This is a genomic window from Stenotrophomonas sp. 85239_Sma (assembly GCF_056481725.1).
The window spans coordinates 2,417,956-2,441,813 of record NZ_CM151163.1; the positions used below are offsets into that span (position 1 = coordinate 2,417,956).

Annotated in this window: 19 protein-coding genes; 13 read left to right on the top strand and 6 right to left on the bottom strand. The window is 67.5% G+C overall.

What is annotated here, in order from left to right; translation table 11 throughout:
• Positions 1-73: 73 nt before the first annotated feature.
• On the top strand, positions 74-718 hold the full coding sequence (locus ACYKG1_RS11410) for a TetR/AcrR family transcriptional regulator (protein WP_478470494.1): 645 nt from the start codon (positions 74-76) through the stop codon (positions 716-718).
• Positions 719-850: 132 nt separating this feature from the next.
• A complete protein-coding gene (locus tag ACYKG1_RS11415) occupies positions 851-3,505 on the top strand; it encodes a hypothetical protein (protein ID WP_478470495.1) in 2,655 nt (884 codons plus the stop codon).
• A gap of 49 nt (positions 3,506-3,554) precedes the next feature.
• Here ACYKG1_RS11415 and ACYKG1_RS11420 read toward each other — a convergent pair whose 3' ends face one another.
• A complete protein-coding gene (locus tag ACYKG1_RS11420; RefSeq protein ID WP_478470496.1) occupies positions 3,555-3,923 on the bottom strand; it encodes a hypothetical protein in 369 nt (122 codons plus the stop codon).
• Between the two features lie 270 nt (positions 3,924-4,193).
• On the opposite strand from ACYKG1_RS11420, the gene ACYKG1_RS11425 reads away from it, so the two are divergent.
• Complete coding sequence (locus tag ACYKG1_RS11425; RefSeq protein WP_262082504.1) at positions 4,194-5,903, top strand: sensor domain-containing diguanylate cyclase; 1,710 nt, start codon at positions 4,194-4,196, stop codon at positions 5,901-5,903.
• Between the two features lie 486 nt (positions 5,904-6,389).
• Positions 6,390-6,791, top strand: a complete 402-nt coding sequence (locus tag ACYKG1_RS11430; protein WP_087922672.1) for a hypothetical protein — start codon at positions 6,390-6,392, stop codon at positions 6,789-6,791.
• Positions 6,792-6,840: 49 nt separating this feature from the next.
• On the opposite strand, the gene ACYKG1_RS11435 is transcribed toward ACYKG1_RS11430, so the two are convergent.
• Both ACYKG1_RS11435 and ACYKG1_RS11440 read right to left on the bottom strand, forming a co-directional pair.
• On the bottom strand, positions 6,841-8,784 hold the full coding sequence (locus tag ACYKG1_RS11435) for a MacB family efflux pump subunit (protein WP_478470499.1): 1,944 nt from the start codon (positions 8,782-8,784) through the stop codon (positions 6,841-6,843).
• Between the two features lie 2 nt (positions 8,785-8,786).
• Positions 8,787-9,968, bottom strand: a complete 1,182-nt coding sequence (locus tag ACYKG1_RS11440; RefSeq protein ID WP_262082502.1) for an efflux RND transporter periplasmic adaptor subunit — start codon at positions 9,966-9,968, stop codon at positions 8,787-8,789.
• Positions 9,969-10,244: 276 nt separating this feature from the next.
• Between ACYKG1_RS11440 and ACYKG1_RS11445 the strand changes: the two genes are divergently transcribed.
• From ACYKG1_RS11445 to ACYKG1_RS11455, 3 genes are all read left to right on the top strand, one after another.
• A complete protein-coding gene (locus ACYKG1_RS11445; protein WP_262082501.1) occupies positions 10,245-10,961 on the top strand; it encodes a response regulator in 717 nt (238 codons plus the stop codon).
• Between the two features lie 3 nt (positions 10,962-10,964).
• Positions 10,965-12,041, top strand: coding sequence for an ATP-binding protein (locus ACYKG1_RS11450; RefSeq protein WP_478470501.1), 1,077 nt, complete (start codon positions 10,965-10,967; stop codon positions 12,039-12,041).
• Between the two features lie 200 nt (positions 12,042-12,241).
• The gene (locus ACYKG1_RS11455; protein ID WP_100472544.1) at positions 12,242-13,168 is read left to right on the top strand and encodes an ABC transporter six-transmembrane domain-containing protein; all 927 of its coding nucleotides are present in this window, start codon (positions 12,242-12,244) and stop codon (positions 13,166-13,168) included.
• Between the two features lie 59 nt (positions 13,169-13,227).
• Here the strand turns inward: ACYKG1_RS11455 and ACYKG1_RS11460 are convergent, their stop codons facing one another.
• Positions 13,228-13,836 carry a TetR/AcrR family transcriptional regulator gene (locus tag ACYKG1_RS11460; RefSeq protein WP_478470503.1) on the bottom strand — a complete coding sequence of 203 codons (609 nt, stop codon included), beginning with the start codon at positions 13,834-13,836 and terminating at the stop codon, positions 13,228-13,230.
• Positions 13,837-14,004: 168 nt separating this feature from the next.
• Between ACYKG1_RS11460 and ACYKG1_RS11465 the strand changes: the two genes are divergently transcribed.
• The 5 genes from ACYKG1_RS11465 (at position 14,005) to ACYKG1_RS11485 (ending at position 19,448) form a co-directional block, all read left to right on the top strand.
• Positions 14,005-14,841 carry a siderophore-interacting protein gene (locus ACYKG1_RS11465; protein WP_478470504.1) on the top strand — a complete coding sequence of 279 codons (837 nt, stop codon included), beginning with the start codon at positions 14,005-14,007 and terminating at the stop codon, positions 14,839-14,841.
• A gap of 195 nt (positions 14,842-15,036) precedes the next feature.
• A complete protein-coding gene (locus ACYKG1_RS11470) occupies positions 15,037-17,214 on the top strand; it encodes a TonB-dependent receptor (protein WP_478470505.1) in 2,178 nt (725 codons plus the stop codon).
• Positions 17,215-17,266: 52 nt separating this feature from the next.
• A complete protein-coding gene (locus tag ACYKG1_RS11475) occupies positions 17,267-17,566 on the top strand; it encodes a DUF3649 domain-containing protein (protein WP_478470507.1) in 300 nt (99 codons plus the stop codon).
• Positions 17,563-19,173 carry a PepSY-associated TM helix domain-containing protein gene (locus ACYKG1_RS11480; protein ID WP_478470509.1) on the top strand — a complete coding sequence of 537 codons (1,611 nt, stop codon included), beginning with the start codon at positions 17,563-17,565 and terminating at the stop codon, positions 19,171-19,173. Before ACYKG1_RS11475 ends, ACYKG1_RS11480 begins: the two co-directional genes overlap by 4 nt.
• Positions 19,170-19,448, top strand: coding sequence for a DUF3325 domain-containing protein (locus ACYKG1_RS11485; protein WP_100472556.1), 279 nt, complete (start codon positions 19,170-19,172; stop codon positions 19,446-19,448). Before ACYKG1_RS11480 ends, ACYKG1_RS11485 begins: the two co-directional genes overlap by 4 nt.
• Before the next feature lie 172 nt (positions 19,449-19,620).
• Here the strand turns inward: ACYKG1_RS11485 and ACYKG1_RS11490 are convergent, their stop codons facing one another.
• On the bottom strand, positions 19,621-20,709 hold the full coding sequence (locus tag ACYKG1_RS11490; protein ID WP_478470510.1) for a DNA glycosylase AlkZ-like family protein: 1,089 nt from the start codon (positions 20,707-20,709) through the stop codon (positions 19,621-19,623).
• Positions 20,710-20,786: 77 nt separating this feature from the next.
• Positions 20,787-21,386 carry a TetR/AcrR family transcriptional regulator gene (locus ACYKG1_RS11495; RefSeq protein WP_262082494.1) on the bottom strand — a complete coding sequence of 200 codons (600 nt, stop codon included), beginning with the start codon at positions 21,384-21,386 and terminating at the stop codon, positions 20,787-20,789.
• A gap of 239 nt (positions 21,387-21,625) precedes the next feature.
• Here ACYKG1_RS11495 and ACYKG1_RS11500 point away from each other — a divergent pair, with 239 nt between their 5' ends.
• Positions 21,626-23,824 (top strand): TonB-dependent receptor, encoded by a 2,199-nt coding sequence (locus tag ACYKG1_RS11500; protein ID WP_478470512.1) that lies wholly within the window; start codon positions 21,626-21,628, stop codon positions 23,822-23,824.
• Positions 23,825-23,858 lie beyond the last annotated feature (34 nt).

The following is a 23,858-nucleotide window of genomic DNA, read 5'->3' on the forward strand; positions in this document are numbered from 1 at the left end:
TACAAATGAATGACCGTTCATTCACACCTTTTGTGGCGTACTATCCCGCCACTGGACGCCCCTACCTCTCGCAATGACGCCAAAAACCGCTGCAGCCCTATCCGCCGACGCCCCTGCCGCCGCCCACGCCGAAGCCCAGCGCCGACGCATCCTCGATGCTGCCCAGAAGTGCTTCATCACCCGCGGTTTCCATGCCGGTTCCATCGGCGATATCGCCGCCGAGGCCGAGATCAGCCAGGGGTTGATGTACCGCTACTTCGCCAACAAGCGTGCGCTGATCCTGGCCCTGATCGAGCGCCAGCTGCGCCACGACCAGGCGTCGATCAGCGAGATGCCGGCCGCCTCGGATCTGGTCGATGGCCTGCTCGCGTGCTACCAGCAATGGGCGCGCGGCGAGGTACTGCCGATCCATGGAAATGCCATTGCCAGCGTGGCGCTGTATGCGGAAATCAACGCCGAGGCGCATCGCGACCCGGTGCTGGCCGAGGTGCTGCGCACCCATGACAAGCAGACCAGCGGCGCCATCCATGCCTGGCTGCGCCAGCGCGATGCGAGTGCGGGCCGGCACGTTGACGAGGAAGGCATTGCCAGGCGCACCCTGCTGCTGCGGCTGCTGGTGGAAGGCCTGGCCATGCGCGCCGTGCGCGACCCGGACCTGCCGCCGGAACGGGTGCGGGCCCTGCTGGCCGATGCCATTGGGCGGGTGATGGCCGATTGAGTGCGTATGCCTCTACAGGCCGCGGGCCAGCCGGTGGATCCAGCCTAACCGTACCTGTCCTATGGAACCGTTACGCCCTCGACTCAGACGATACGCGCTCAACTCCATAACGCGCGTGTCCCGCTGAATGTCATGAAATCACCTGCCCCTTCGCAACGCCCCCTGGCCCTGATGATCTCCCTGGCCCTGCTGTCACCGCTTCCTGCGGCTGCCGCAGGCGCCCCCTCGACCGAGTGCGACGCCACGACCGAGCAGTGCAGTGAATCCCCCCGGAAAAGCCGCGCCTGGCTGTGGGGCGGTCTTGCCGCGCTGGGCCTCGGCGCTGCTGCCGGTGGTGGCGGTGGCGGTGGCGGCGGTGGCAGCAGTGTTGGTGGTGGTAGCGGTAGCGGCGGCGGTGGCGGCGGCGGCCCGACGCCGGGCGCCGAAGGCGGCAGCTTTGGCGCGGGCGGCATCCTCGCCAGTGCCGGAGCACGCACCGAGTGGAACCAGCCGGTGGTCACCCGCGTCAACGGTGACGCCCGCAATGAGGGTGAGCTCCGGCTGGTCAATGGTTCGCTGCACGTCACCCGCGACGGCGAGCTGCGCAACAACGGCAGCCTGAACATCGGACAGGCCACAACGCTGCGCCTGGACGGCGATGGCGACCTGGAAAACTTCGGCGCGCTGCATGTGCAGGGCGCGCTCAGCCTGGAAGGCGAAGGCAGCCTGGAAAACCACAGCAACGCCAGTTTTACCGCCGCATCCGTCTCGCTCGGCCATGAGGCCGAGGTCGACAATCACGCTCGCATGACCCTGGAGGGCGGCCAATGGGCGCTCAATGGCGATTCGAATTTCGACAACAACCGCGGCGGTACGCTGGCCATCACCGGTACCGCCTTCCAGCTGCGCGGGCGTGCCCAGATCGAGAACAGCGGCACCCTCACCGCCGCCGGCAGCTTCGCGCAGGGCGTGCTGTTCGACGCCGTCACCAGCCAGTATGGCAACGATCGTGATGCCATCACCGTGCTCGACAACCGTGGGCATATCAACATGCAGGGCGACGCCGGCGTGCTGCGCATGGTGGCCGACACCTTCGCCAGCAACGCCATCAACCGCAGCGGTGCAACCGTGCAGAGCAGCGCATTGCGCAGCAATCTGCTGCACGCTGAGGGTGCGCAGGCCACCCTGCTCAACCAGGGCACGCTGACTGTCACCGGCGACAGCGCAGTGGCCATGTCCGGTGCCCGCGGCGCCACGCTCATCAACGACGGCGTCATCAACCTGGGCACGGCGACCGACGCTGCGGGCCGAGGCCTGGTGGCGATGAAGTCCGATGGCAGCGCCACCCTGAACAATCGCCGCAACGGCACCATCAACATCCACGCGGCCGATTCGTACGCCTTCCAGGCCGGCACCGGCAGCGGGCGGCTGGTCAACAATGGCAAGGTCAACGTCTACGGCGCGGGCAGCGGCATGTATGCCGACGCGACCACCGCCGCCGCAGGCGCCATCGGCGGTGCCGACGTCGGCTGGCAGGCACCGCGCTCCATCTCCAACTACACGGTGGGTACCAATGAAGACGGCTCGGCCGGCCAGTTGAACCTGCATGGCGGCGGTACGCTGGAAGATGTGGCTGTGGATACCGGTTTCACCCGCGGTACCGATGCCTCCAGCATCACCCTGCACGATGTGATCATCGGGGCCGACGGTGGCGCCGCGAACGTGCGCAGTGCCACTGTCGTCTGGAAGGCCGACGCCCGGCAGCAGGCCGACGGCAGCATTGATGTGACGATGCAGCGCAAGGACTACCGCAGCCTGGCAGGCCAGGACCAGGCGGCAATCGCCGCCGCGCTGGAAGAGAGCTATCGCAACGAAGCACTGTTCCACAGCCTGGAGGTTGCCGACCAGGCGACGTTCCAGAATGCACTGCACCAGCTGTCGGGTGCCGATCTGGCCGCGCGCAGCATGCGCGGTGCCAGCAACGGCGATGCGCTGTGGGCGCAACTGGCGGCATTGCCCGCACAGCGCTCGAGCGTGGTCGCCTTTGGGGGTGGCACGACCAATGCCTTTGGCATCCAGGGCACAGGCTCCGCTGCGCAGGTTGCCGTTGCCCTCAAGGGCGGCCACTCGCTGCAACTGATGAGTGGTGCGTTGAAGGCTGAACTCGGCAGCGGCCAGGACCGCGGTCATTCGCGCTTCGCCGGCGTAGGCCTGGCCAGCCACTGGGGCAGCGTCCACCTGCGCCACCAGTTCGGTTTCGAACGGCACGACCTGCAGGGCCAGCGCAGCCTGGCATGGGGCCAGACCCGCGAAGTGGCCGGCAGCCAGCGGCGGATGCAGCGCATGCTGTTGGCCAGCACGATCAGCCATGACGCCCGCGTGGGCAACCTGCATTGGCAGCCGCGCCTGAAGGCCAGTGCGTTCCAGCTGCGCGAGGCGGCCTTCAGCGAAAACGGCGCCGGCGGCTTCGGCCTGCAGGTGGCCGCTGGCCAGACCCGCGGCCTGCGCATGGAAGTGGGCAGCCAGTTCCACTACGCGCTGGCCTCGAACCTGAGCCTGCGCGCTGACGCCTCGGTCACCCGTTCGATTGCCGTACGCGGCGACGCCCGCGAAGCGTCGCTGCTCGGCGCGTCGTCGAACGCGTTCCTGCTGCCGGGTGTTCGCGCCGATGGGCTGGACCATCAGCTGGCGCTGGGCGTGGACTATCGCCGTGATCGCCTGTCGATGGGCGGCCAGGTGCTGCAGCAGCGCCTGTGGGGGCAGAACGATGCCCGCGCCGAGCTGCAGCTGGGTTACCGCTTCCGCTGATACGCCGCAGGATGCGGGCGCCACGCCCGCGTCCTGCGTTCACGGTGGCTCAGGCCGCCCACAGCAGCATCGCGCCCAGCCCAACCAGCAGGCCAGACACGGGCAGCACGCACCAGGGCCACGTCGACCGGCGTGTGGTGTCCTGCGGCGTGCCCGGCAGGCGGCTTCGCACCTGTTCCCGGCGCGACTGCCTCCAGGAGAGACCCCGTTGCGACGGGCGCAGGGCGTCCGGCTTGGCAGGCCCCGATTCACCTCCGCGCCGAGGGGCGCGCTTGACGCCTGCAAGCGCTGCCAGATCGGGGGCGTCTCCCGCTGCCGGAAGCGCCATGGCCTGGCGTTCAGCGTGGCCGCGGGAAGGCGATGCATCAAGGGCGAAATACAGCGCATCCGCCCACGCCAGCACGCCCAGCACGGTCAACGCCAGCTTGCTGGCTCGAGAGGGATCAAGGCCAGTCATGCCGGCGCAGACGCGTGAGTGCACATGGCATGCACCCTAGGAACAGTGCACCGTGCAAACCATAGGACAGGTACCAGATCACACTTCAGGCCCAGCGCGTCCCGGCGCGTCCACGGATGTTGACATGGGCACTGCGCAGCCTTCACCACCTGCGGGACAGACTGGCGCCGTGGGTTCCTGCACCGCCCGGCTGCCCGCTTTCCCCGGCATTGCCCTCGCCTCGTAGACACCATGGACGAAACCGAACGGCTGCTCGAAATCGAAAGGCTTCACCTTCTCGATACGCCCCCGGAGCCGGTGTTCGACGCGATCGTCGCCGCCGCCCGCGCCGCCACCGGCATGACCATGGGGCTGATCTCGGTGGTCGCCGAGGAACGCCAGTGGTTCAAGGCCAACATCGGGCTGGAAGGCGTCAGCGAAACCGCACGCGAGATCTCCTTCTGCACGCATGCCATCCAGCAGGACACGCTGTTCGAGGTTGCGGACGCGCGCCAGGACCCGCGCTTCGCCACCAATCCGCTGGTCACCGGCGGCCCGCGCATCCGCCACTACGCCGGCATCTCGCTGGGCTCGGCGCATGGCGCACGTATTGGAACACTGTGCCTGCTCGACCCGATGCCGGGCGTGCTGTCTCCCTCGCAGCGCGAATTGATGGTGCACCTGGCACGGGTCACCACCCAGGTGCTGGAACAGCGCAGCACGCTGATGGCCCAGGTCGGCCAGGCCAAGGCCCTGCATCGTGAGCTGAAGCGCAGCGAGGACTTCCTGGAACGCACCAACCGCGCGGCGCGGGTGGGTGGTTGGGAGATGGACCTGGCCAGCAACGAAGTGCGCTGGACCCGCGAGACCAAGCTGATCCACGGCGTGCGCAGCAACTTCGAACCGACGCTCGACACCGCACTGTCGTTCTATCGCGAGGACAGCCGCAACATCATCCAGGCTGCGGTACAGCGCTGCATCGACGAAGGAACATCCTGGGAAGTGCAGCTGCCGATGACCACCGCTGACGGCCGCGCGATCTGGACCCGCGTGGTTGGAAGCCGGCAGCAGGTGGATGGCCGGCCGCGGCTGGTCGGCGCCATCCAGGACATCACCGAGGAACGTGCCGCGCTGGATGCATTGGAGGCCAGCGAAACCCGCTACCGGCGGCTGTTTCACTACAGCCTCGGCCTGATCTGCACGCACACGCTCGATGGCGTGCTGACGTCGGTGAACCCGGCGGCCGTGCAGTCGCTGGGCTTCGATGAGAGCTACATGATCGGGCGCAGCCTTTGCGACCTGATGCCGCCGGAGAAACAGGCCGCATTCAAGGCCTATCTCGATCGCATCGCAGTCAACCACACCGATGCCGGCGTCATCGAACTGATCGCCGCCGATGGCACCCGGCATTTCTGGGCCTACCACAACGTGCTCGACAGCGAGGCCCATCCGCCCTACGTGCTGGGCCATGCACAGGACGTTACGGCACTGCGGATGCAGGAGCAGCAGCTGCGCGAGATGTCCTTCAAGGACCCGCTCACCCAGAGCTACAACCGCCGCTTCCTGCCACGCCTGGACGAACTGGTCGACCAGCCCTGGGCCTGCCTGATGTTCGATCTGGATCATTTCAAGCAGATCAACGACACCCAGGGCCATGCGCGGGGTGACACGGTGCTGGTCGAGTTTGCCGCCTTCCTGCGCGCGCCACTGGCTGCGGCCGAGCACGTGGTGCGCATGGGCGGCGACGAATTCATGGTGGTGCTGACCGCGCCAGAACCGGGACGGCTGGCCGCACTGGAGCAGTGGTATGTGCAGCAGGCGGGGCAGTCACCCACGCCGTTCTCGCTCGGTTCGACCCACCACACCCCGGGCGAATCGGTGGCCGATACCCTGCAGCGTGCCGACAGCCGCCTGTATCGCGAGCGCGCGCGCGTGCGCCAGCATCCCCGCCCCGCATCCTGAGACCGCAGCTGCAGAACCGAGCCCATGAAATGCTCGGCGTGCTGCGCGCAGCGCAGGGTTCATCGTGGCCTCGCCGGAGAGCAGCCGGCCATCGGCTCGGCGCCACTGGAAATGTCGCGATTGGCATGCCTGATCCCGCTCTCGCGCCCCGGCGCTGGATTTCCAATAATTTCGAACTTTCCAATTATTCTCATTGGCAGCCATGGTGCTGCATGCAAATCATGTCGGGCCACCGACAACGGGTGGCACGGGCTTGCAATCCCGTTTGATGATTCATGCTGTTTACGCTTGCCTGCCGGCGTCGCTCATTCCTTGTGGAGCGGCGTCGGCAGGCATTCTGTCCGCGCACCTATGGCGGGCGGTGCGTGGGGGCCCCGTGCCCGCCGGCGTTTCGCATGAATTGTCACCGGTATTGCAACCACGCACTGTCCGCCACCTTGCTGTTAAGCCGGGTGGCACCTTCGTCATCTACATGAGGAAGCCGCCATGAGCGCCAACCGCTACCCGTACCTGTTCGCCACGCTGGGCGATGCCGCCCGCCAGCTGCCCGACGACATTGCCCGGCCGCTGGAAACCACCCTTGCCGCCAACCCCGCGGCCAACGGCATTACCTTGCTGGCGTGCCTGCAACGCATCCGCGAAGTGGACGCGGCCGACGGCCAGCCGCTGCAGCGCAAGGGGCGCGCGCCGGGCCAGTGCACCGCGCTGGCGCGCATCAACCGGGCCAACGCGGGCCTGACGGTGCTGCTGGAACTGCTGCATGCCAGCGAGCGCGTGCGCGTGGATGGCGACGAAGCGCAGCAGGTGGGCAATGACGTGCGCGAGGGCCTGCTGCTGGCCTGCAGAGGGCTTTCGGAGTACGTGGACACGCAGGTCTACGCGGCCTGACCGATCGCGCCGGGCATTGCCCGGCGCTACCCCATGGGTGGACAGGCCGTCACTCCGCCGCCAGCGCCTGGATCGGGTCCAGCTGCGCCGCGCTGCGTGCCGGGAAGTAGCCGAACCCGAGCCCGATGGCCGAAGAGCACGCCAATGCCACCAGCACCGGGCCCGCGGTGAACAGGAACGGCACACCCAACGACAGCAGGCTGGACAACGCGCCCACCCCGAACGCCAACAGCACGCCCAGCACGCCACCGAACAGGCAGATCAGCACGGCCTCGATCAGGAACTGGCGCAGGATGTCGCCCTGCCGCGCGCCCACTGCCAGCCGCACGCCGATCTCGCGCACGCGCTCCTTCACCGAGACCAGCATGATGTTCATCACCCCTACCCCGCCCACCACCAGCGCCACGGCGGCAATGGCGGAGACCAGCGCGGCCAGGGTCTGGCTGGACTTCATCACCGCCTTGCGGATCTGGTCGGCGTTGTAGATGAAGAAATCGCGTCGGCCATGCAGGCGTTCCAGCTCGGCCCCGAGCGAGGCCTCGGCGGCATTGGTGGGTACGTGGTCGCGTACGCGCACGGTAATGCTCTCCAGGCGCTGGCTGCCCAGCAGACGCGAGGCCGCCGAAGTGTACGGCACGTAGACCGTGGGGGTTGCACCACCGGCGAACGCAGTGGCCCCCACCACACCGATCACCTCCACCGGCATGCCGCCCAGCAGCACCGTGCTGCCGATCGGGTTGCCGGTGAACAACGCCTTGGCGGCCTTCTGGTCGACCACGCCCACTGCACGGTGCGCCTCCACTTCGGCGTCGGTGAAGAAGCGGCCGGCCTTCAGCCGCAGCCCACGTACGCGCGGCATGTCGGCTCCCACGCCCAGCACCTGGGTGTTGGCGCGCCGGTTGCCCTGCAGCGCGGCCACCGATCCGCTCAGGTTCGGGCTGACGCTGTCCACGTAACTCAACGCTGCAAGGTGGTCCGCGTCGCCCACCACCAGCGTCTCGATCTCCGCCGAGCGCGGGTCACCGAAGTCGGCGCCCGGGAAGATCTCCAGCGTGCTGGCGCCCAGTTCGTTGATCTGCGATTCGACCTGTGCCTGTGCACCCTTGCCCAGCGCAACCACGGTCACCACCGCCGCGACACCGATGATGATGCCGAGCATGGTCAGCAGCGTGCGCAGGCGATGGGCCAGCATCGAGCGCACGGCCATGCGTGCCGCTTCGCGAACCGCATCCGTGCGTGCGCGGCGCTCGGTGGCCGGCGAAGGTCCGCGTTCGGGCGCGATTCCTGCAGCGGCAGCTCGCGCGCCACGCCCCCCGCGGTCGGCCACCACCCGGCCGTCAGCAATCTCGATCACCCGTGCCGCGTTGGCGGCGATCGCCGCATCGTGCGTCACCAGGATCACCGTGTGGCCCTGCGCGTGCAGGCGCTTCAGCTCGGCCATCACCTGCTGGCCACTGGCGTGGTCGAGCGCGCCGGTCGGTTCGTCGGCCAGCACGATCGCGCCGCCGTTCATCAGCGAACGGGCAATGGACACGCGCTGCTGCTGGCCACCGGACAGCTGGCTTGGCCGGTTCGCGGTGCGTTCGCCCAACCCCAGTGTCTCCAGCAGGCTGCGCGCGCGCGCGGCGCGCGCATCGGCATCCACGCCGGCATAGACCGCCGGCAGTGCCACGTTCTCGGTGGCACTCAGGTTCTCCATCAGGTTGTAGCGCTGGAAGATGAAACCGAAATGCTCGCGGCGCAGCCGCGCCAGCGCATCCGGCGCCATCTGCTCGGTGGCCTCGCCGTTCACGCGGTAGCTGCCCTCGGTCGGCCGGTCCAGGCAACCCAGTATGTTCATCAGCGTTGACTTGCCCGAGCCCGAGGGGCCGATGATGGCGATGAACTCGCCGGCATCGATGCGCAGCGATACGTCCTTCAGCACCACCACCTCGCCGGCGGCCGAGCGATAGGCGCGTGATACGCCCTGTAGTTCCAGCAGTGCATCGGCCATGCTCACATCCCCAGCAGGCTGGTCGGTTCGGCATCGCCGCCGCTGGGCGCCTGGCCGACCACCACGTTCTCACCCTCGCGCAGGCCGGACAGGATCTGCACGGCGGTGGCGGTGCGCAGGCCGGTGGTGACCGCACGTTGCTGGGGGCGACCCTTGGCATCGACCACGCGCACGGTGGCGCGATTGCCGTCCTTGCCCTCCGGCTCGGCCAGCGCCGTCAATGGCACCTGCAACGCGTTGGCGACCCGCGCCAGCTGCACGGTCACCTTCACCGTCATCGAAGGCTTCAGCTTCAGGCCGGGATTGGCCACGTCGAACAGGCCGGCGTAGTACACCGCTTTCGGTGTCTGCGCAGCGCCGCCCGCATTGCCGGAAGCAGCGTCGGCAATCGAGGATGGCGCCGGCTCCAACTGCTGCAGGTGGGATTCATAGCGGCGGCCGCCCGGCCCCAGTGTCGAGAACCACAGCGCCTGTCCCGGCGCCACCAGCTCGACATCGGCCTCGGCGATCTCGGCACGCACGGTCATCGTATCCATCTGCGCCAGCATCACGATGGTCGGCGTGGTCTGCATCGAGTTCAACGTCTGCCCCGCCTTGGTGACGATAGCCACGATGTAGCCGTCGCTGGGCGACACGATGCGGGTATAGCCCAGGTTGATCCGTGCGGTTTCGACCTGGGTCACGGCCTGGTCGATCTGCGCCTGCAGCGCGGCCACCTCCGAACGTGCCGCATCGCGTGCCACGCGTGCGCCTTCGAAGCCTTCCTGTGACACCAGGCGCGACGCCACCAGTTGCGACTGCCGCTCGTAGGCACGGCTGGCCTGCGCGTAGCGGGCCTGGCTGGCCGCATGCTGGGCACGCAGCGTATTGGTGGCCGCCTCGGCGCTGCGCAGCGCGATACGCTGCGGCTGCGAATCGACCTCGGCAATCAGGTCCCCGGCCTGCACGCGCTGGCCCAGCACCACATGCAGGCGCTTGACCTGGCCGGACACCTGCGCACCCACCGCCACCAGCTCCTTCGGATGGACCCGGCCAACCGCCTGTACGGTCTTCTCCAGATCCGCCACCCGTGCCGGTGCGGTGATCAGCGCGGCATCATCGCCGCCGGCAAACGCCCACCATCCAGCGCCCCCGGCCAACGTGGCCACGGCGGCGGCGATCATCCAGGTCCTGCGGTTGCTCATCGAAACGCCCGGCTGCATGCAGTCGCCCAGTGCGACCGCCGAAACCGCAGTGTGGAAGCCCCTGATGGACGTTCCTTGTAGCCAGCGTGGAGATTGCATGGAGGCGCGGCGGCCGTTCAGGCAGCAGCCCCGGGCCTGAACGCGGCGGCGCGTCCACGCAATCTCGACACAATCTCGACCAACTCTCCATCAACGGCCGCTAGCCTCGTCGGCCCCGCCGACTGCCCGCCTACGGCACCGCCCTTGCCCGCCCCAGCCTCGAAACCGCAGCACGCAATGAAGCACGATCGCCATAACCGACCGGCACCCTTGGTGCTGATTGCCGAAGATGAGGGCGAAATCGCCGATATCCTCGGCGCCTACCTGGCCCGTTCCGGCCTGCGCACTACACGTGCCGCCGACGGCGAGGCAGCGCTGGCCCGCCACCGCCAACTGCGCCCGGACCTGGTGCTGCTGGACGTGCAGATGCCCAAGCTGGACGGCTGGCAGGTATTGAGCGAACTACGACGGCGCGGCAACACCCCGGTGATCATGCTCACTGCGCTCGACCAGGACGTGGACAAGCTGACCGGGCTGCGCGTGGGCGCCGACGATTACGTGGCCAAGCCGTTCAATCCGGCCGAGATCGTCGCCCGGATCCAGGCCGTGCTGCGCCGCAGTAGCCGCGCCGTCGTCGAAGAACCCAACGGGCTGATCCGCCAAGGACCCTTCGAGATCGACCTGCGCAGCCACGAGGTGACGGTGCGCCATGGCCAGCAGGTGCATGCACTGAACGTCACCCTCACCGAATTCCGGCTGCTGGTGCACATGGCGCGCGCACCGCGGCAGGTGCATGCGCGGGTGGATCTTCTGCATGCCTGCCTGCCCGAAGGCGATGCGCAGGAGCGCACCGTCGACAGCCATGTCAGCAAACTGCGGCGCAAGCTGGAGGATGTGGGCGTGGTCGGCATCCCCGCCACCCTCCGCGGCGTCGGCTACCGCTTCCTGGACTGAATGATGAACCCCAAAGGCAAGAGCATCGGCGGCCAGATCACGCTGTCCATCACGGTGGCCTCGCTGTGTTCGACGGTGTTGTCGATCAGCGGCTTCTACCTGTTCTATTACCTGATGGAAGTGTTCTACCCGCGCTGGTATGACGAGCCGGAAACAATCATGCCGTCCGGGCTGGAATGGCTGTGGATCTGCTTGACCGCCACCGTGGTCGTCATCTTCGCCACGCTCGTTGCCTCGCGCCTGACCCGGCGCATCATCACGCCGTTGAACTCGGTGGCCGAGAGCCTGCGCCGGGTCGCCAGCGGCGATCTGGACGCGCGTGCGCGCGGTGGTGACACCACGATGGTCGAAGCGGCCACGCTGGTCAGCGATTTCAACTCCATGGCAGAGCGGCTCAGCCGCATGTCCGAGAACCGGGTGTTCTGGAACGCGGCGATCGCACATGAACTGCGCACGCCGATGACCATCCTGCGCGGCCGCCTGCAGGGCATCGCCGAAGGCGTGTTCGAACCGGGGCCGGAGCAGTTCAACAGCATGCTCACCCAGCTGGAGGGCCTCACCCGCATCATCGAGGACCTGCGCGTGGTCAGCCTGGCCGAGAGCGGCCATCTGGATCTGCGCCTGCAGCGCAGCGATGTCCGCGTGCAGGTGGCCGCGGTGGTGGAAGCGATGTCCGAGGCACTCACCGAAAGCGGGTTCTCGGTCACGCTGGACGCGCGTCCAGCGCTGGCGGATTGCGATCCCGCACGCATCCGCCAGGCAGTACTGGCACTGTTGGAGAATGCACGACGCCATGCCATTCCCTGCCCGTTGCGGGTGCGCGTCACGCTGGCGCAGGGCCATTGCACGGTGGCGGTGGAGGACGGCGGCCCCGGCGTGCCGGACGAGCTGCGCGACAGCATCTTCGAGGCGTTCCAGCGCACCGATGTCTCGCGTTCGCGGCAGAGCGGTGGCTCCGGGCTTGGCCTGGCGGTCGTGCGTGCGATTGCCGTTGCCCATCACGGAACAGCACAGTGCCGGGCCACCGAACGTGGTGGCAGTTCGTTCGAGATCCGCTGGCCAGTGCATGCGCGTCGTTGAGGGGGCGACGTTGCGGCAGACGCTGCTCTGGTAGCGGCCCACCTTGGTGGGCATTCGCATCGCTGAACGGCGCCGGTTTCTCCACGCAATCTCCATCGTCCCTCCATGCCCGCTCCAAAGGGCTGCAGATACTGGGCGCGAGCAGGGAGGCGGCAGGTATCCAGCCCCCTGCCCCGTCTCCACCCTGCCCAGGCATCCCCATGAAACACCCGCACGATCCGGCGGCCGCCGCCGGCAGCATCGGCCAGCAGAATGCGGCCGCCACCCTCAAGGCCATCCTGCGCACCTACCCGTGGCAGCTCACCGGCACGTTCTCGCTGGTGGCGCTGGAAAATGCGTTGCTGCTGGCGTATCCGCTGTTTGCCGGCTTCGCGGTGGACGCGATCATCCGCGGCGACATCGGCCACGCCATCTCCTACGCCGGCGTGGTGCTGCTGTTCTGGCTGGTCGGTGCTGCCCGCCGTGCGGTCGATACCCGTACCTTCACCCGCATCTATGCCGACCTGGCGGTGAACGTGGTGCAGGCGCAGCGCAGGCTGGGCCAGGCCACCTCCACCTCGGCCGCACGCGTGGTGCTGGCCCGTGAGTTCGTCGACTTCTTCGAGAAGCACGTACCGATCATCGCCACCGCGCTGGTATCGATGTTCGGTGCGGCGGTGATGCTGCTGGTGATCGAACCACTGGTGGGCGCCGCGAGCCTGATCGCACTGCTTGGCGCAGTGTTGCTGATGCCGTCGTTCGCACGCCGCAACGAGCAACTGCATGGCCGCCTGAACAACCGGCTGGAACATGAAATCCGCCTGGTCGACCGGGTCAGTCCGTCGGTGCTGCGTCGCCACTACACAACGCTGTCGCGGCTGCGCATCCTGCTCTCGGACCGGGAAGCTGGGGCCTTCGTTGTGGTGGGCGCGGCGGCAGCGGTGCTGTTCGCGTTGACCATCGGCCGTCTCGCCACTACCGACGGTGTGACGCCGGGCCATGTGTACGCGGTGATGACCTATCTGTGGACGTTCGTCGGCAGCCTGGATGATGCACCGTCGATGGTGGATCAGCTGGCGCGGTTGAAGGACATCGGTCGCCGCGTCAGCCCTGGCATGGAAGATGCGGAGCGCAAGGATGCCGCGTGACCGGTAGATGCCCACCTTGCTGGGCAACGATGTATCGCGGCGCCAACCAAGGTTGGCGACTACGTTGCCGTGCGCCCGCACATCGCCAACGCACCGATGATCAACGCTTCCATGCTGCGGTCGAACTCGGCCTCCTGCGCCTTCCGATCCAACGGGCGTCGCGTGGTATCTACCACTGCGTGCCGCGAATACACGGTGTCAGCCAAGGCCACGGCGTGATAGGCCACGGTGGACAACAGCCACGCCGCCTGCTCCAGCGGCAGGCCATGCACGCGGCTGAATTCGGCATGGTGGCGCTGGATGCGCGCCAGCATCTCCGGTGTCTTCGCGCCGTGGCTGACCAGGAATGGCGCCAGGCCCGGATTGGCATCCACCAGCGCCCGCAGTGAACGTTGGAATGCGCGCAGGTCCACTTCGATGGAAACATCGGCGTCGGCATCCAGCGGCGGTGCCTGCCAACGCTCGAAGATCACCTCAGCCACCAGTTCGCGTAGCGCCGCCAGATTCGCCACATGCTTGTACAGCGCGATGTGGCTGACCCCCAGCGCTGCTGCGACGCCCACGAAGCTCAGCCCCGGCAGCGTCATCGCGATGCCGGCGTCGGCGATGCGCTCGCGGGTGATGCTGGGCGGCCGCCCACGGGCAGCGGTCTTTTTCGGTGCAGCCATGCGGTAACGGTTCCTGCGCGGTGCGCGGGCAAGGGCTGTCATGGTGGTGCGCAGCGACGCCGTGGTCAACGCATCCGCGCCCGCTGGACAGGCCCGGGTTGCAGCGCAATCAATTTAGTTTACTATGATGTAACTAATTCGCATCTGCAGTGTCCAGGATCGTCGTCGATGTCCGCGTCCCCCACTTCCATCACCCCGGCCGGGCCGCTGCGTGGCGCCGACCACGATCGCGGCCTGCAGGCGCTGCAGGTCCAGGTGGTCGCGGTTGCGCAGCCGTGCGCCAGCCTGCTGCGCCTCGTGGTCCAGCTGCCGGAACATGCAGGACTCGCGCCCTGGCAGCGTGCCAACACCGCTGTGCGCATCCAGTTGGGTGCCGCCTTCGGCGATGTGTCACGGATCTACACCGTGCGCAGCCTCGATCCCAACACCCGCCAGTTCACCCTGGACGTGGTGCTGCACGAGGCGCCGGGGCCGATGCTGGCCTGGGTACGTGCACTGCGTCCCGGTGATGCCTTCGATCTGACCGGGCCGCGCCCTCATCTGCAGGTGCCGCAGCGCGAAGGCACCTGCGCCCTGCTGTTCGCCGACCAAAGCGCCATCCCGGCCCTGTTTGCGCTGCTGCAGCAGTGGCCCACCGGCCTGCACGCGCAGGCCTGGATCGCCTCGGATGATGCGTTCCCGGTAGACGAACTGCCCGCCATCGAAGGCGTCTGCGTACACCGCCTCGCCACCGGTGACGCGCCGTTGCTGCAACAGGCGCGCCAACTGCAGCCGGAACCCGGCAGCACGGTCTGGGCGGCAGGCGAGCGCGAGGAAATGCGCGCCCTGCGCCGCCATTTTATCGACACGGTCGGCCTGCCGCGCACCGATGTTGCCGTGGCCGGCTACTGGAAGCGTGGCGAGACCACCACCGAGACCGACCAGCGACGCCGCCGCAATTACGAGCGCGTGCTGGCACGCGGCGATGGCCTGCAGGACCTCGACGACCTCGCCGACGATATCTGATCCACCCCGCAGCATCCGCGCTCCGCGCTTCGTTCCAGCCAGCCACAGATCGCCCGCGCACCTCGCGTGCAGCACTGCCACAGCGGCAGCGCCGTGCCCTCTGCCAGCCATTCCACAGCTCGCGTCGTCCTGCCCGTGCAGGTCACCGACGGCGCCGTGCTGGCCGATCGCACGACCCACCACACGAGAACCGCCATGTCCCTCCCCCTGCGAACCCTGCCCCTCCCACACCGCTCGGCGCTGTCCCTGGCCGCCCGTGCAGCGTTGCTGCCCACCCTGCTGATCGCCACCGCCGCCCACGCCAGCGACGCACTCGATGGCGCCCGCCAGTTGCCCACGGTGAACGTGCGCGCCGACAAGACCATGCCTGCCGATGCCTATGCCGGCGGCCAGGTCACGCGCGGCAGCCGCGTCGGCCTGCTCGGCGAGCTCGACTTCATGGACACGCCGTTCAACACCACCCGCTACACCGCCGACTTCATCGACAACATCCAGGCGCCGGACCTGGTGCGGGTCATCGCGCTGACAGATCCCAGCGTCTACAGCAGCGGCTCCAGCGGTGGCATCACCGACTACTTCAACATCCGCGGCTTCGGTGTCGCCTCGTCGGATATCGGCTTTGGTGGCCTGTACGGGCTGATCCCCTACTACCGCGTCACCCCGGAACTGGCAGAGAGCATCGAGGTGCTGAAGGGCCCGTCCGCGCTGCTCAACGGCATGCCGCCCGGTGGCTCGGTGGGCGGCGCGGTGAACCTGGTACCCAAGCGTGCCGGCGACACGCCGTTGACCCGCTTCACCGCCAGCTACGGCAGCGACGCGCAGTTCGGTGGCCACCTGGATATCGGCCGCCGCTTCGGCGCGGACAAGCAGTTCGGCGTGCGCTTCAATGCCGTGCATCGCGACGGTGACACCGCCACCGACCACCAGCAGCACAAGGCACAGCTCGCATCGCTCGGCCTGGACTGGCGCGGTATGCGCTCGCAGGTGTCGCTGGACCTGTTCAGCAGCCGCGACCATGTGGACGGCCTCAATCGAGGTGTATCGCTGGCGCCCGGCCTGGCCGTGCCTCGCCCGCCGAAAGCCAGCACCCTGTTCGCACCGGACTGGACCTTCAGCACCGTCAAGGACTCGGCCGCCGCGCTGCGCTGGTCGTTCGAGATCAATGACCACCTGCAGGCGCATGCCAGCTACGGCCACGGCCATACCGATTTCGATTCCATCGCCAGCGCCACCACGCTGATCACCAACACCGCCGGCGACTTCCGCAACAACTTCGCCCACCAGCGATTCATCTACAGCAAGGACACCGCCGAAGCCGGATTGTCGGCGCGTTTCCGCACCGGCGCGGTCGATCACGCGCTGGCCATCAGTGCAGCCTGGTATCAACACGACCAGAAATTCGGCTTCAAGCGCAACCTGCTGGCCCGCGACTGGGTAACCAATATCTACAACCCGCAGTGGGGCCCGGCCATCGACCGCAGCTTCAGTGATGCGTCGCTGCCAAAGACTGCGGAAGTGCGCACCACCAGCTTCGGCATCGCCGATACGCTGTCCTTCATCGATGATCGCGTGCAGCTGACTCTGGGCATTCGTCAACAGACCGTGCTCAGCGATACCTTCGATGGCGGCACGGGCAAGCGCACCGCACGCTACGACGCCAGCGCCAACACACCGGCCGGTGCACTGCTGTTCAAGGCCAGCGACCGCCTGTCACTGTATGCCAACTACATCGAAGGCCTGAGCCAGGGCAGCACCGCCCCGGCCACCGCCGCCAACGCGGGCGACGTGTTCCCGCCGTTCAAGACCCGCCAGCGCGAGGTCGGTGCCAAGTTCGACTTCGGCCGCTTGGCCAGCACATTGAGCGTGTACGAGATCGAGAAGCCCAGCTCCTATACCGACCCGGCGACCAATGTGTTCTCGTTCGGCGGCCAGCAACGCAACCGGGGCGTGGAATGGACCGTGTTCGGCCAGGCCACCGAACAGCTTCGCGTGCTCGGTGGCATCGGCTGGCTGCAGCCGAAGCTGACCCGTACCCAGGGCGGCATCAACGAAGGCCGGCTGGCGACGGCCACACCGCAGTGGCAGGGCAAGCTGGGCGTGGAATGGGACGTGCCGGCCGTGGCCGGCCTCACCCTCACCGGCAATGCGGTCAGTATGTCCAAGGGCTATATCAACGCCGACAACAGCCAATGGGTGGCCGGCCGCACCGTGTTCGACCTCGGTGCCCGCTATGCACTGCAGACCGCCGGTCACCCGTTGGTGCTGCGCGCCACCGTGCAGAACCTGACCAACAAGGCGTACTGGGCGGGCAGCCTCGGCTCCGGGCTGGGTACGCCACGCACCGCCCTGCTGTCGGCCACCGTCGACTTCTGATCCTCGTTTCAAGGGCACCACGCCATTGCGCGTGGTGTCCTGGAGAAGTGCTTTGACCGTTTCCCGTACCACCCCCGTGCTGACCTGGCTGCCCCTGATCTCACGCATCATCGCCGCGTTGTTCGGCGGCTATGTGCTGGCCGCACTGTGCAGCATCGCCGCACTGGCGCTGCCCATCGATGGTCGCCAGGCCGTGTTCACCGGCATGCTGGCCAGCTTCCTGCTGTATGCCGGTGCCGTGGTCTGGGTGTTCGCGGTGCGCTCGGCGTGGCGCGCATGGCTGGGCCTGATCATCGCCGCGCTTCCGCTGTGGTTGATCGCACAGACGGTCGGCAACGGAGGCGCTGCATGAGCAAGGTCGATCGCACCCCCAAGCCACGCGGCATCCGCCAGACCATGTCCGACCTGCATATCTGGGTCGGGCTGCTGGCCGGCTGGATCCTGTACGCGATGTTCCTCACTGGCACTGCCAGCTACTTCCGCGACGAACTCTCGCGCTACACCCGCCCGGAAATCGCCACACCGTCCACGTTGCCGGACGCCGCCACGGTCGCGCAGCGTACCGTCACGGCGATCATGGCCGACACGCCTGCGGCCAGCCAGATCAACCTGGGCCTGCCGAGCACGCGCATGCCGTGGGTGTCGGCGATGTGGGCCAGCCCGGGTGGAAGAGGCCGACATGGTTTCGACTCGGGCCTGTTCGACGCCAGCACCGGCGCGCCGCTGCAGGCACGCGAGACCGGCGGCGGCGACTTCTTCTACGCCTTCCACTTCAACCTGCACTACATGCCGGCGATGTGGGGCCGCTGGATCGTCGGCCTGTGCGCGATGTTCATGCTGGTGGCCATCGTCAGCGGCGTGATCACCCACAAGAAGATCTTCGCCGACTTCTTCACCTTCCGCTGGGGCAAGGGCCAGCGCTCATGGCTGGATGGGCACGCGGCGCTGTCGGTGCTCGGGCTGCCTTTCCATTTCATGATCACTTGGAGCGGGCTGGTGATGCTGGCGGTGCTGTACATGCCGTGGGGCCTGGCCAAACTGCCGGACAAGCGCCAGCAGGCCGAGGTGGTCAGCGAGATGCGCCTGTTCCTGCCACCGGAGAAGGCCGCCGGCCACCCTGCTCCGCTCACCAATGTCGGTGCGCTGGTGCAACAGGCCGAGCGGCGTTGGGGAGCCGGCGCTGTAGGCAGCGTGCAGGTGCAGAATCCCGGCGACGAGAACGCACGCGTGGCCGTAGTGCGTGCGCAGTCCAGCCGTGTTTCAACCACCCCGAACTATCTGCTGTTCGACGGCAGCGGTGGGCAGCTGCTGCAGATCAAGGAACACTCGGGCGTAGCCGCCGATACCCAGGGCGTGCTGTATGGCCTGCACCTGGGACGCTTTGCCGACGCTGCGCTGCGCTGGCTGTACTTCATCGTCAGCCTGGCCGGCACGGCCATGGTCGGCACTGGGCTGGTGCTGTGGACGGTGAAGCGCCGTGCGCAGCTGCCCGATCCGCAGCGACCCTACTTCGGCTTCCGTCTGGTCGAGCGGCTCAACATCGCCACCGTCGCCGGCCTGTCGGTGGCGATGACCGCCTACCTATGGGCGAACCGCCTGCTACCGACTGCCATGGACGGGCGCGCGGCGTGGGAGGTGCATGTGTTCTTCCTGGTCTGGGCGGCCATGTTCGTGCACGCCACGCTGCGCACACCGAAGCGTGCATGGATCGAACAGTTCCTGCTGGCGGCATTGCTGCTGGCGCTGCTGCCGGTGCTGACCGCGGTGACCACGCTGCATCCGCTGTGGCGCACGCTGGCCGCGGGCGATTGGGCGTTTGCCGGCACCGACCTGACCCTGCTGGCATTGGCCGCCCTGCACATGCTACTGGCCTGGCGCACCTGGCGGCATGCGCCGAAGGTGAAACGCGCGCGGCCGTCTGCCGCGTCACGCACTGCGGCACCGGAGGCCAGCGCATGATCCACGTCATTCTGTTCGTGTTGTCGCTGGTCGCGTTCGCCTGCCTGGCACTGGCGATGGAACGTCATCAGCGCGATGTGTTGCATCGCGTGTTGAGCGTGCACGCCGTTCAACAACTGCGCGCAGTCGGTTGGGCGCTATTGGTGTTCAGCGCCGTGTTTGCCGTGCGCGGGTTGGGCGTGGGCTTTGGCTTGGCCGCATTGTCTGGACACACCAGCGTTGCCGCGGGCGTGGTGGTGCTGGCGATGGTGGCGCATGGGCGATGGAATCGGTAGATGCCCACCTTGGTGGGCAACGATTGAAGCGAGCGCCAACCAAGGTTGGCGACTACCGGGCCTGAGCGGCGTTGCTTTGGTAGCTGCCCACCTTGGTGGGCACCGATGCATCGCGGCGCCAACCAAGGTTGGCGGCTACCTGGACCTGCAGGCACCCATGCGCCGCTCGACTCTACAGAAAAGCTGCCATGCGCTGCAGTTCGTCTTCCAACGCGCCACGAAACACCTTGTCGCGGGCCAGTGACTTGCCGGCGTAGCCCACGCTGGACGCCAGTTCACCGTCGCGCACGCTGAGATTGGCCCAGCCCACCACCTGGTCGTGCCACAAAACCGGCAGCGCGTAGTAGCCATACTGGCGCTTCGGCGCAGGCGTGTAGGCCTCGAACTTGTAGACCCAGCCCCACAGCAGCTCGAAGCGGCGGCGGTCCCACACCACCGGGTCGAACGGCGCCAGCAGGCGCACCTGTTCGTCCGGCGCATGCCGGCGCGAGCGCGGGTTCTCGTCGGCCGGCCAGTACCAGGTGGTTCCGTCCAGCGTGCAGCTGGCCAGCTGTTGCTTGGCCAGCTTCAACGCCTGCCGGGTCTGCTCGGCCAGATGCGGTGCGCCGTAGCCCAGCAGGCGTACCAGATAGGTCAGGCTGGCCGATGGCAGCGGCGCGTACTTGCGTACCACCAGGTCGATCAGGGCGGCGGCACGTTCGATCTGCGCCTGCTCGCTGGCATCGGATTCCGCGTGCTCGGCCACGGCGTAGATGCGGGTGCCGCTGTCGCGCCGCTGCACGCGCAGCAGGCCACGGTAGTGCATGCCATCCAGCAGGTGCGTGCTGGCATTGCTGGTGCCGCCCCAGTAGTTGGTCACCCGGCCATGCGCGAACGCCTGGTCAACCTCGCGCGGATGCACGCTGCCGCGCTCGCGCACGAAGGCCAGTACGTCCGCCGCGCGGCGTTGGGTCTCGGCGTCCCACGCGCGCCTGGACACGCGCGGATGCATCAGCGCCAGATGTTCGCGCGGCAGGAACCCGTAGTTCACCAGGCAATCTTCTTCCACCGGCAGGCGCGTGTAGCGCCGCTCCAGGTCACCGGCGCGGTAGTCCTTCACCCGATGGCGCAGGGTCAGGTCCTGCGCGCGTGCCGGTGCCCGGATCGGGTCGGCCTGCACGAAGCCCAGGCGCCGGATCGCGGTCAGCAACGTGGTGGGTTTGAACAGCGTGCGCGCCACCGCATAGCGGCGCAGATCATCGAGAGTGGGCGTGGCAGGCATGGCCGCATTGTAGATCCACGCCCTGCGTGGAAGGGGCCATGGCGAACCGTGCAACGGCATCCTCGCAGGGCGTGCATCTACCGAAGCCGCGATACTTCCAGCGAACCGATTACCAGCGCCCGCATGCCCTGCTTGAACTCGGTGATCACCTGTCCCTCTTCGTCGTCCGCGATGGCGTAGATGGTGTCGGCACCGGCGATGCAGTAGAAGGCGATCGTGGCCAGCAGCCAGCGCGCCTTGTCCACCGGCAGGCCAAACACCTCGGCCACGTGCGCCTGATGCGAGGCGATCTTCTCCAGCATCGGCGCGGTCGCCACCGTGCGCCGCAGCAGGTACGGGGGCAGCCCGGGATGCGCCTTCACCACCTCGCACAGGGACTCCACGAACCCCATCAGGTAAGCCTCCAGCCCGCCCGGTGCGTCGACCGACGCGCGCGGAATCTGCCAGCGTTGGAACACCGCCTCCGCCACCAGGCGCTTCAATGCCTCCAGGTTGGCCACGCGCTTGTACAGCGCCGCCTGGGTCACCGCCAGTTCGGCGGCCACGTTGGCCATGGTCAGGTTGGGCAGGCCCAGGCGGATGCCGATGTCGGCCAAGCGCTCCGGGGTGATGGTGGGCGGGCGGCCACGGGTCGGCGCCGTTGGATCGGGGTACGTGCTCTTGCGGGGTGTGTTCATACCCTGCTGAGGGTGCCAGCAAAGGGACCCTCTTGTCCGCTTCCATTGATTTAGTTTACTTTACTCAACTAATTAGGAATGCGCCGGGTTCGCAACCCCGCCGCCGTCCGCAATCGAGCCGATGGCTCGCTTCCCGCCAGGTCCCCACCCAGCCGACAACCCTGCGCTGCGCCCTCCCCCGTGCTTGCCGTCGGCAGCGCGCCAGGCGCGTTCGCACCTGCGATTCACAGGAACCTGGCATGACCGCGTACGACCTTCCCTCCCCGTTGCAGCGCGCCGCTGCCGGCACGACCCGCGTGCTGAACCATCCGCCCGGCATGGCCCGGCGCTACCGCGTGTCTTCGCTGGCACTGGGGCTGCTGGCGTCGTGTGCCGCCTTGGCCGAACCGGCTCCGTCCACCCTGCCCTCGGTACAGGTGCAGGAACAGCGCCGGGTGACCGGCGACTATGCCGGCGGCCAGGTGGCCTCCGGCAGCCGGGTCGGCCTGCTCGGCGACAAGGACTTCATGGACACGCCGTTCAGTACCGTCAGCTACACCGAAGCCTTCATCCGCGACCGCCAGGCCAAGGACCTCACCGACGTCATCGCCGCCACCGACCCTACGGTGTTCAGCAACGGCGTGACCGGCGCCTGGAGCGAAAACTACGCCATCCGCGGCTTTGCTTCCAGCACCAGTGATACCACCTTCAACGGCCTCAGCGGCATGGCGCCGTACTACCGCACCTCGCCGGAGATGTTCGAGCGCATCGAGGTCTTGAAGGGTCCGTCCGCGCTGCTCAACGGCATGCCACCGGGCGGCTCGGTTGGTGGCAGTGTCAACCTGGTGCCCAAGCGTGCGGGTGACCAGCCATTGCTGCGGGTCAGCGCCAACTTCGCCTCCGATGCGCAGTTCGGCACCCATGTGGATATGGGCCGTCGCCTGGGCACAGACAAGCAGTTCGGCATCCGCTTCAACGGCGCTTACCGTGATGGCGACGGTCCTGTCGGTAAGCAGAGCAAGAAGGTGCAACTGGGTTCATTGGCACTGGACTGGCGCGGCGAGCGCGCCCGCCTGTCGGCCGATCTGTACAGCGCCGACGACCGCGTGGACGGTCCGGCCCGTGGCGTCGGCCTGGCACCGGGCGTCGCCATTCCACGGCCACCGCGCGGCGACACGCTGATCAATCCGGACTGGGCCTACGTGGACAGCCGGGACAAGGGCGCGATGCTGCGCGGTGAACTGGACATCAACGATCACCTGATGGCCTACCTGGCCTATGGCACCAGCAAGACCGACTACCGCTACAACGGCTCGATCAGTGCGCAGATCCTCAACCCGGCCGGTGACTTCACCACGGTGATGGGCCAGCTGGCCTTCGACATCAAGAAGCAGTCCGGTGATGCCGGCCTGCGCGGCAGTTTCCGTACCGGCAGCGTCGGCCACCAGTGGGCTGCCAACGTGACCCACTACCAGCACACCCAGAACGACTATGGCCGCCGCAGCGTGCCGGGCTGGGACTGGACCACCAACCTGTACAACCCGGTGTGGGGCCCGGCCGCACCCTTCGTTGCACCGCATATCTCGCACACCGAGCTGCGGCTGGACAGCCTCGGCGTCGCCGATACCCTGGCCTTTGCCGATGACCGCGTGCAGCTGACACTGGGCGTGCGCCGCCAGCAGGTGGTCAGCGAGACCTTCAACGTGGCCAGCGGCGCACGCACCTCGCGCTATGACGAGAGCGCCACCACCCCGGCGGCCGCGCTGCTGGTGAAGGCCACCGACACGCTCTCGGTCTACACCAACTACATCGAAGGCCTCAGCCAGGGCGCCACCGCGCCAATGACCGCCGCCAATGCCGGCGATGTGTTCGCACCCTTTCGCACCAAGCAGAAGGAGTTGGGCTTGAAGCTGGACCTGGGCGGCTTCGCGCACACCTTCAGCGTGTACGAGATCAAACGCCCGAGCAGCTACACCGACCCGGTCACGAACATCTTCTCGTTCGGTGGCGAGCAACGAAACCGTGGCCTGGAATGGGGCTTCTTCGGCGCGCCTTTGGACGGCGTGCGCCTGCTGGGCGGCGTGGCCTACGTGCAACCGAAGCTGACCCGCACGGCCGGCGGCGTGAATGAAGGCCGCATCGCCACGGCGGTTGCGCAGCGACAGGCCAAGATGGGTGTGGAATGGGATGTGCCTGCGCTGGAAGGCGTGACCCTGACCGGCAATGCCACGGCGATGTCGAAGCAGTACATCAGTGCCGATAACCGCCTGTCGGTGCCGGGGCGCACGCTGTTTGATGTGGGGGCGCGCTACAGCACGACGGTGGCGGGCCGACCGCTTGCCCTGAGAGCGAGCGTGAACAACGTGACCAACAAGGCGTATTGGGGCATGCCGTTGTTGTCGAGCTTGGCGCTGGGGGCACCGAGAACGGTGCTGTTGTCGGCCACGATGGATTTCTGAGAGGCATCCACGCATGGCGTGGATCTACTGCACC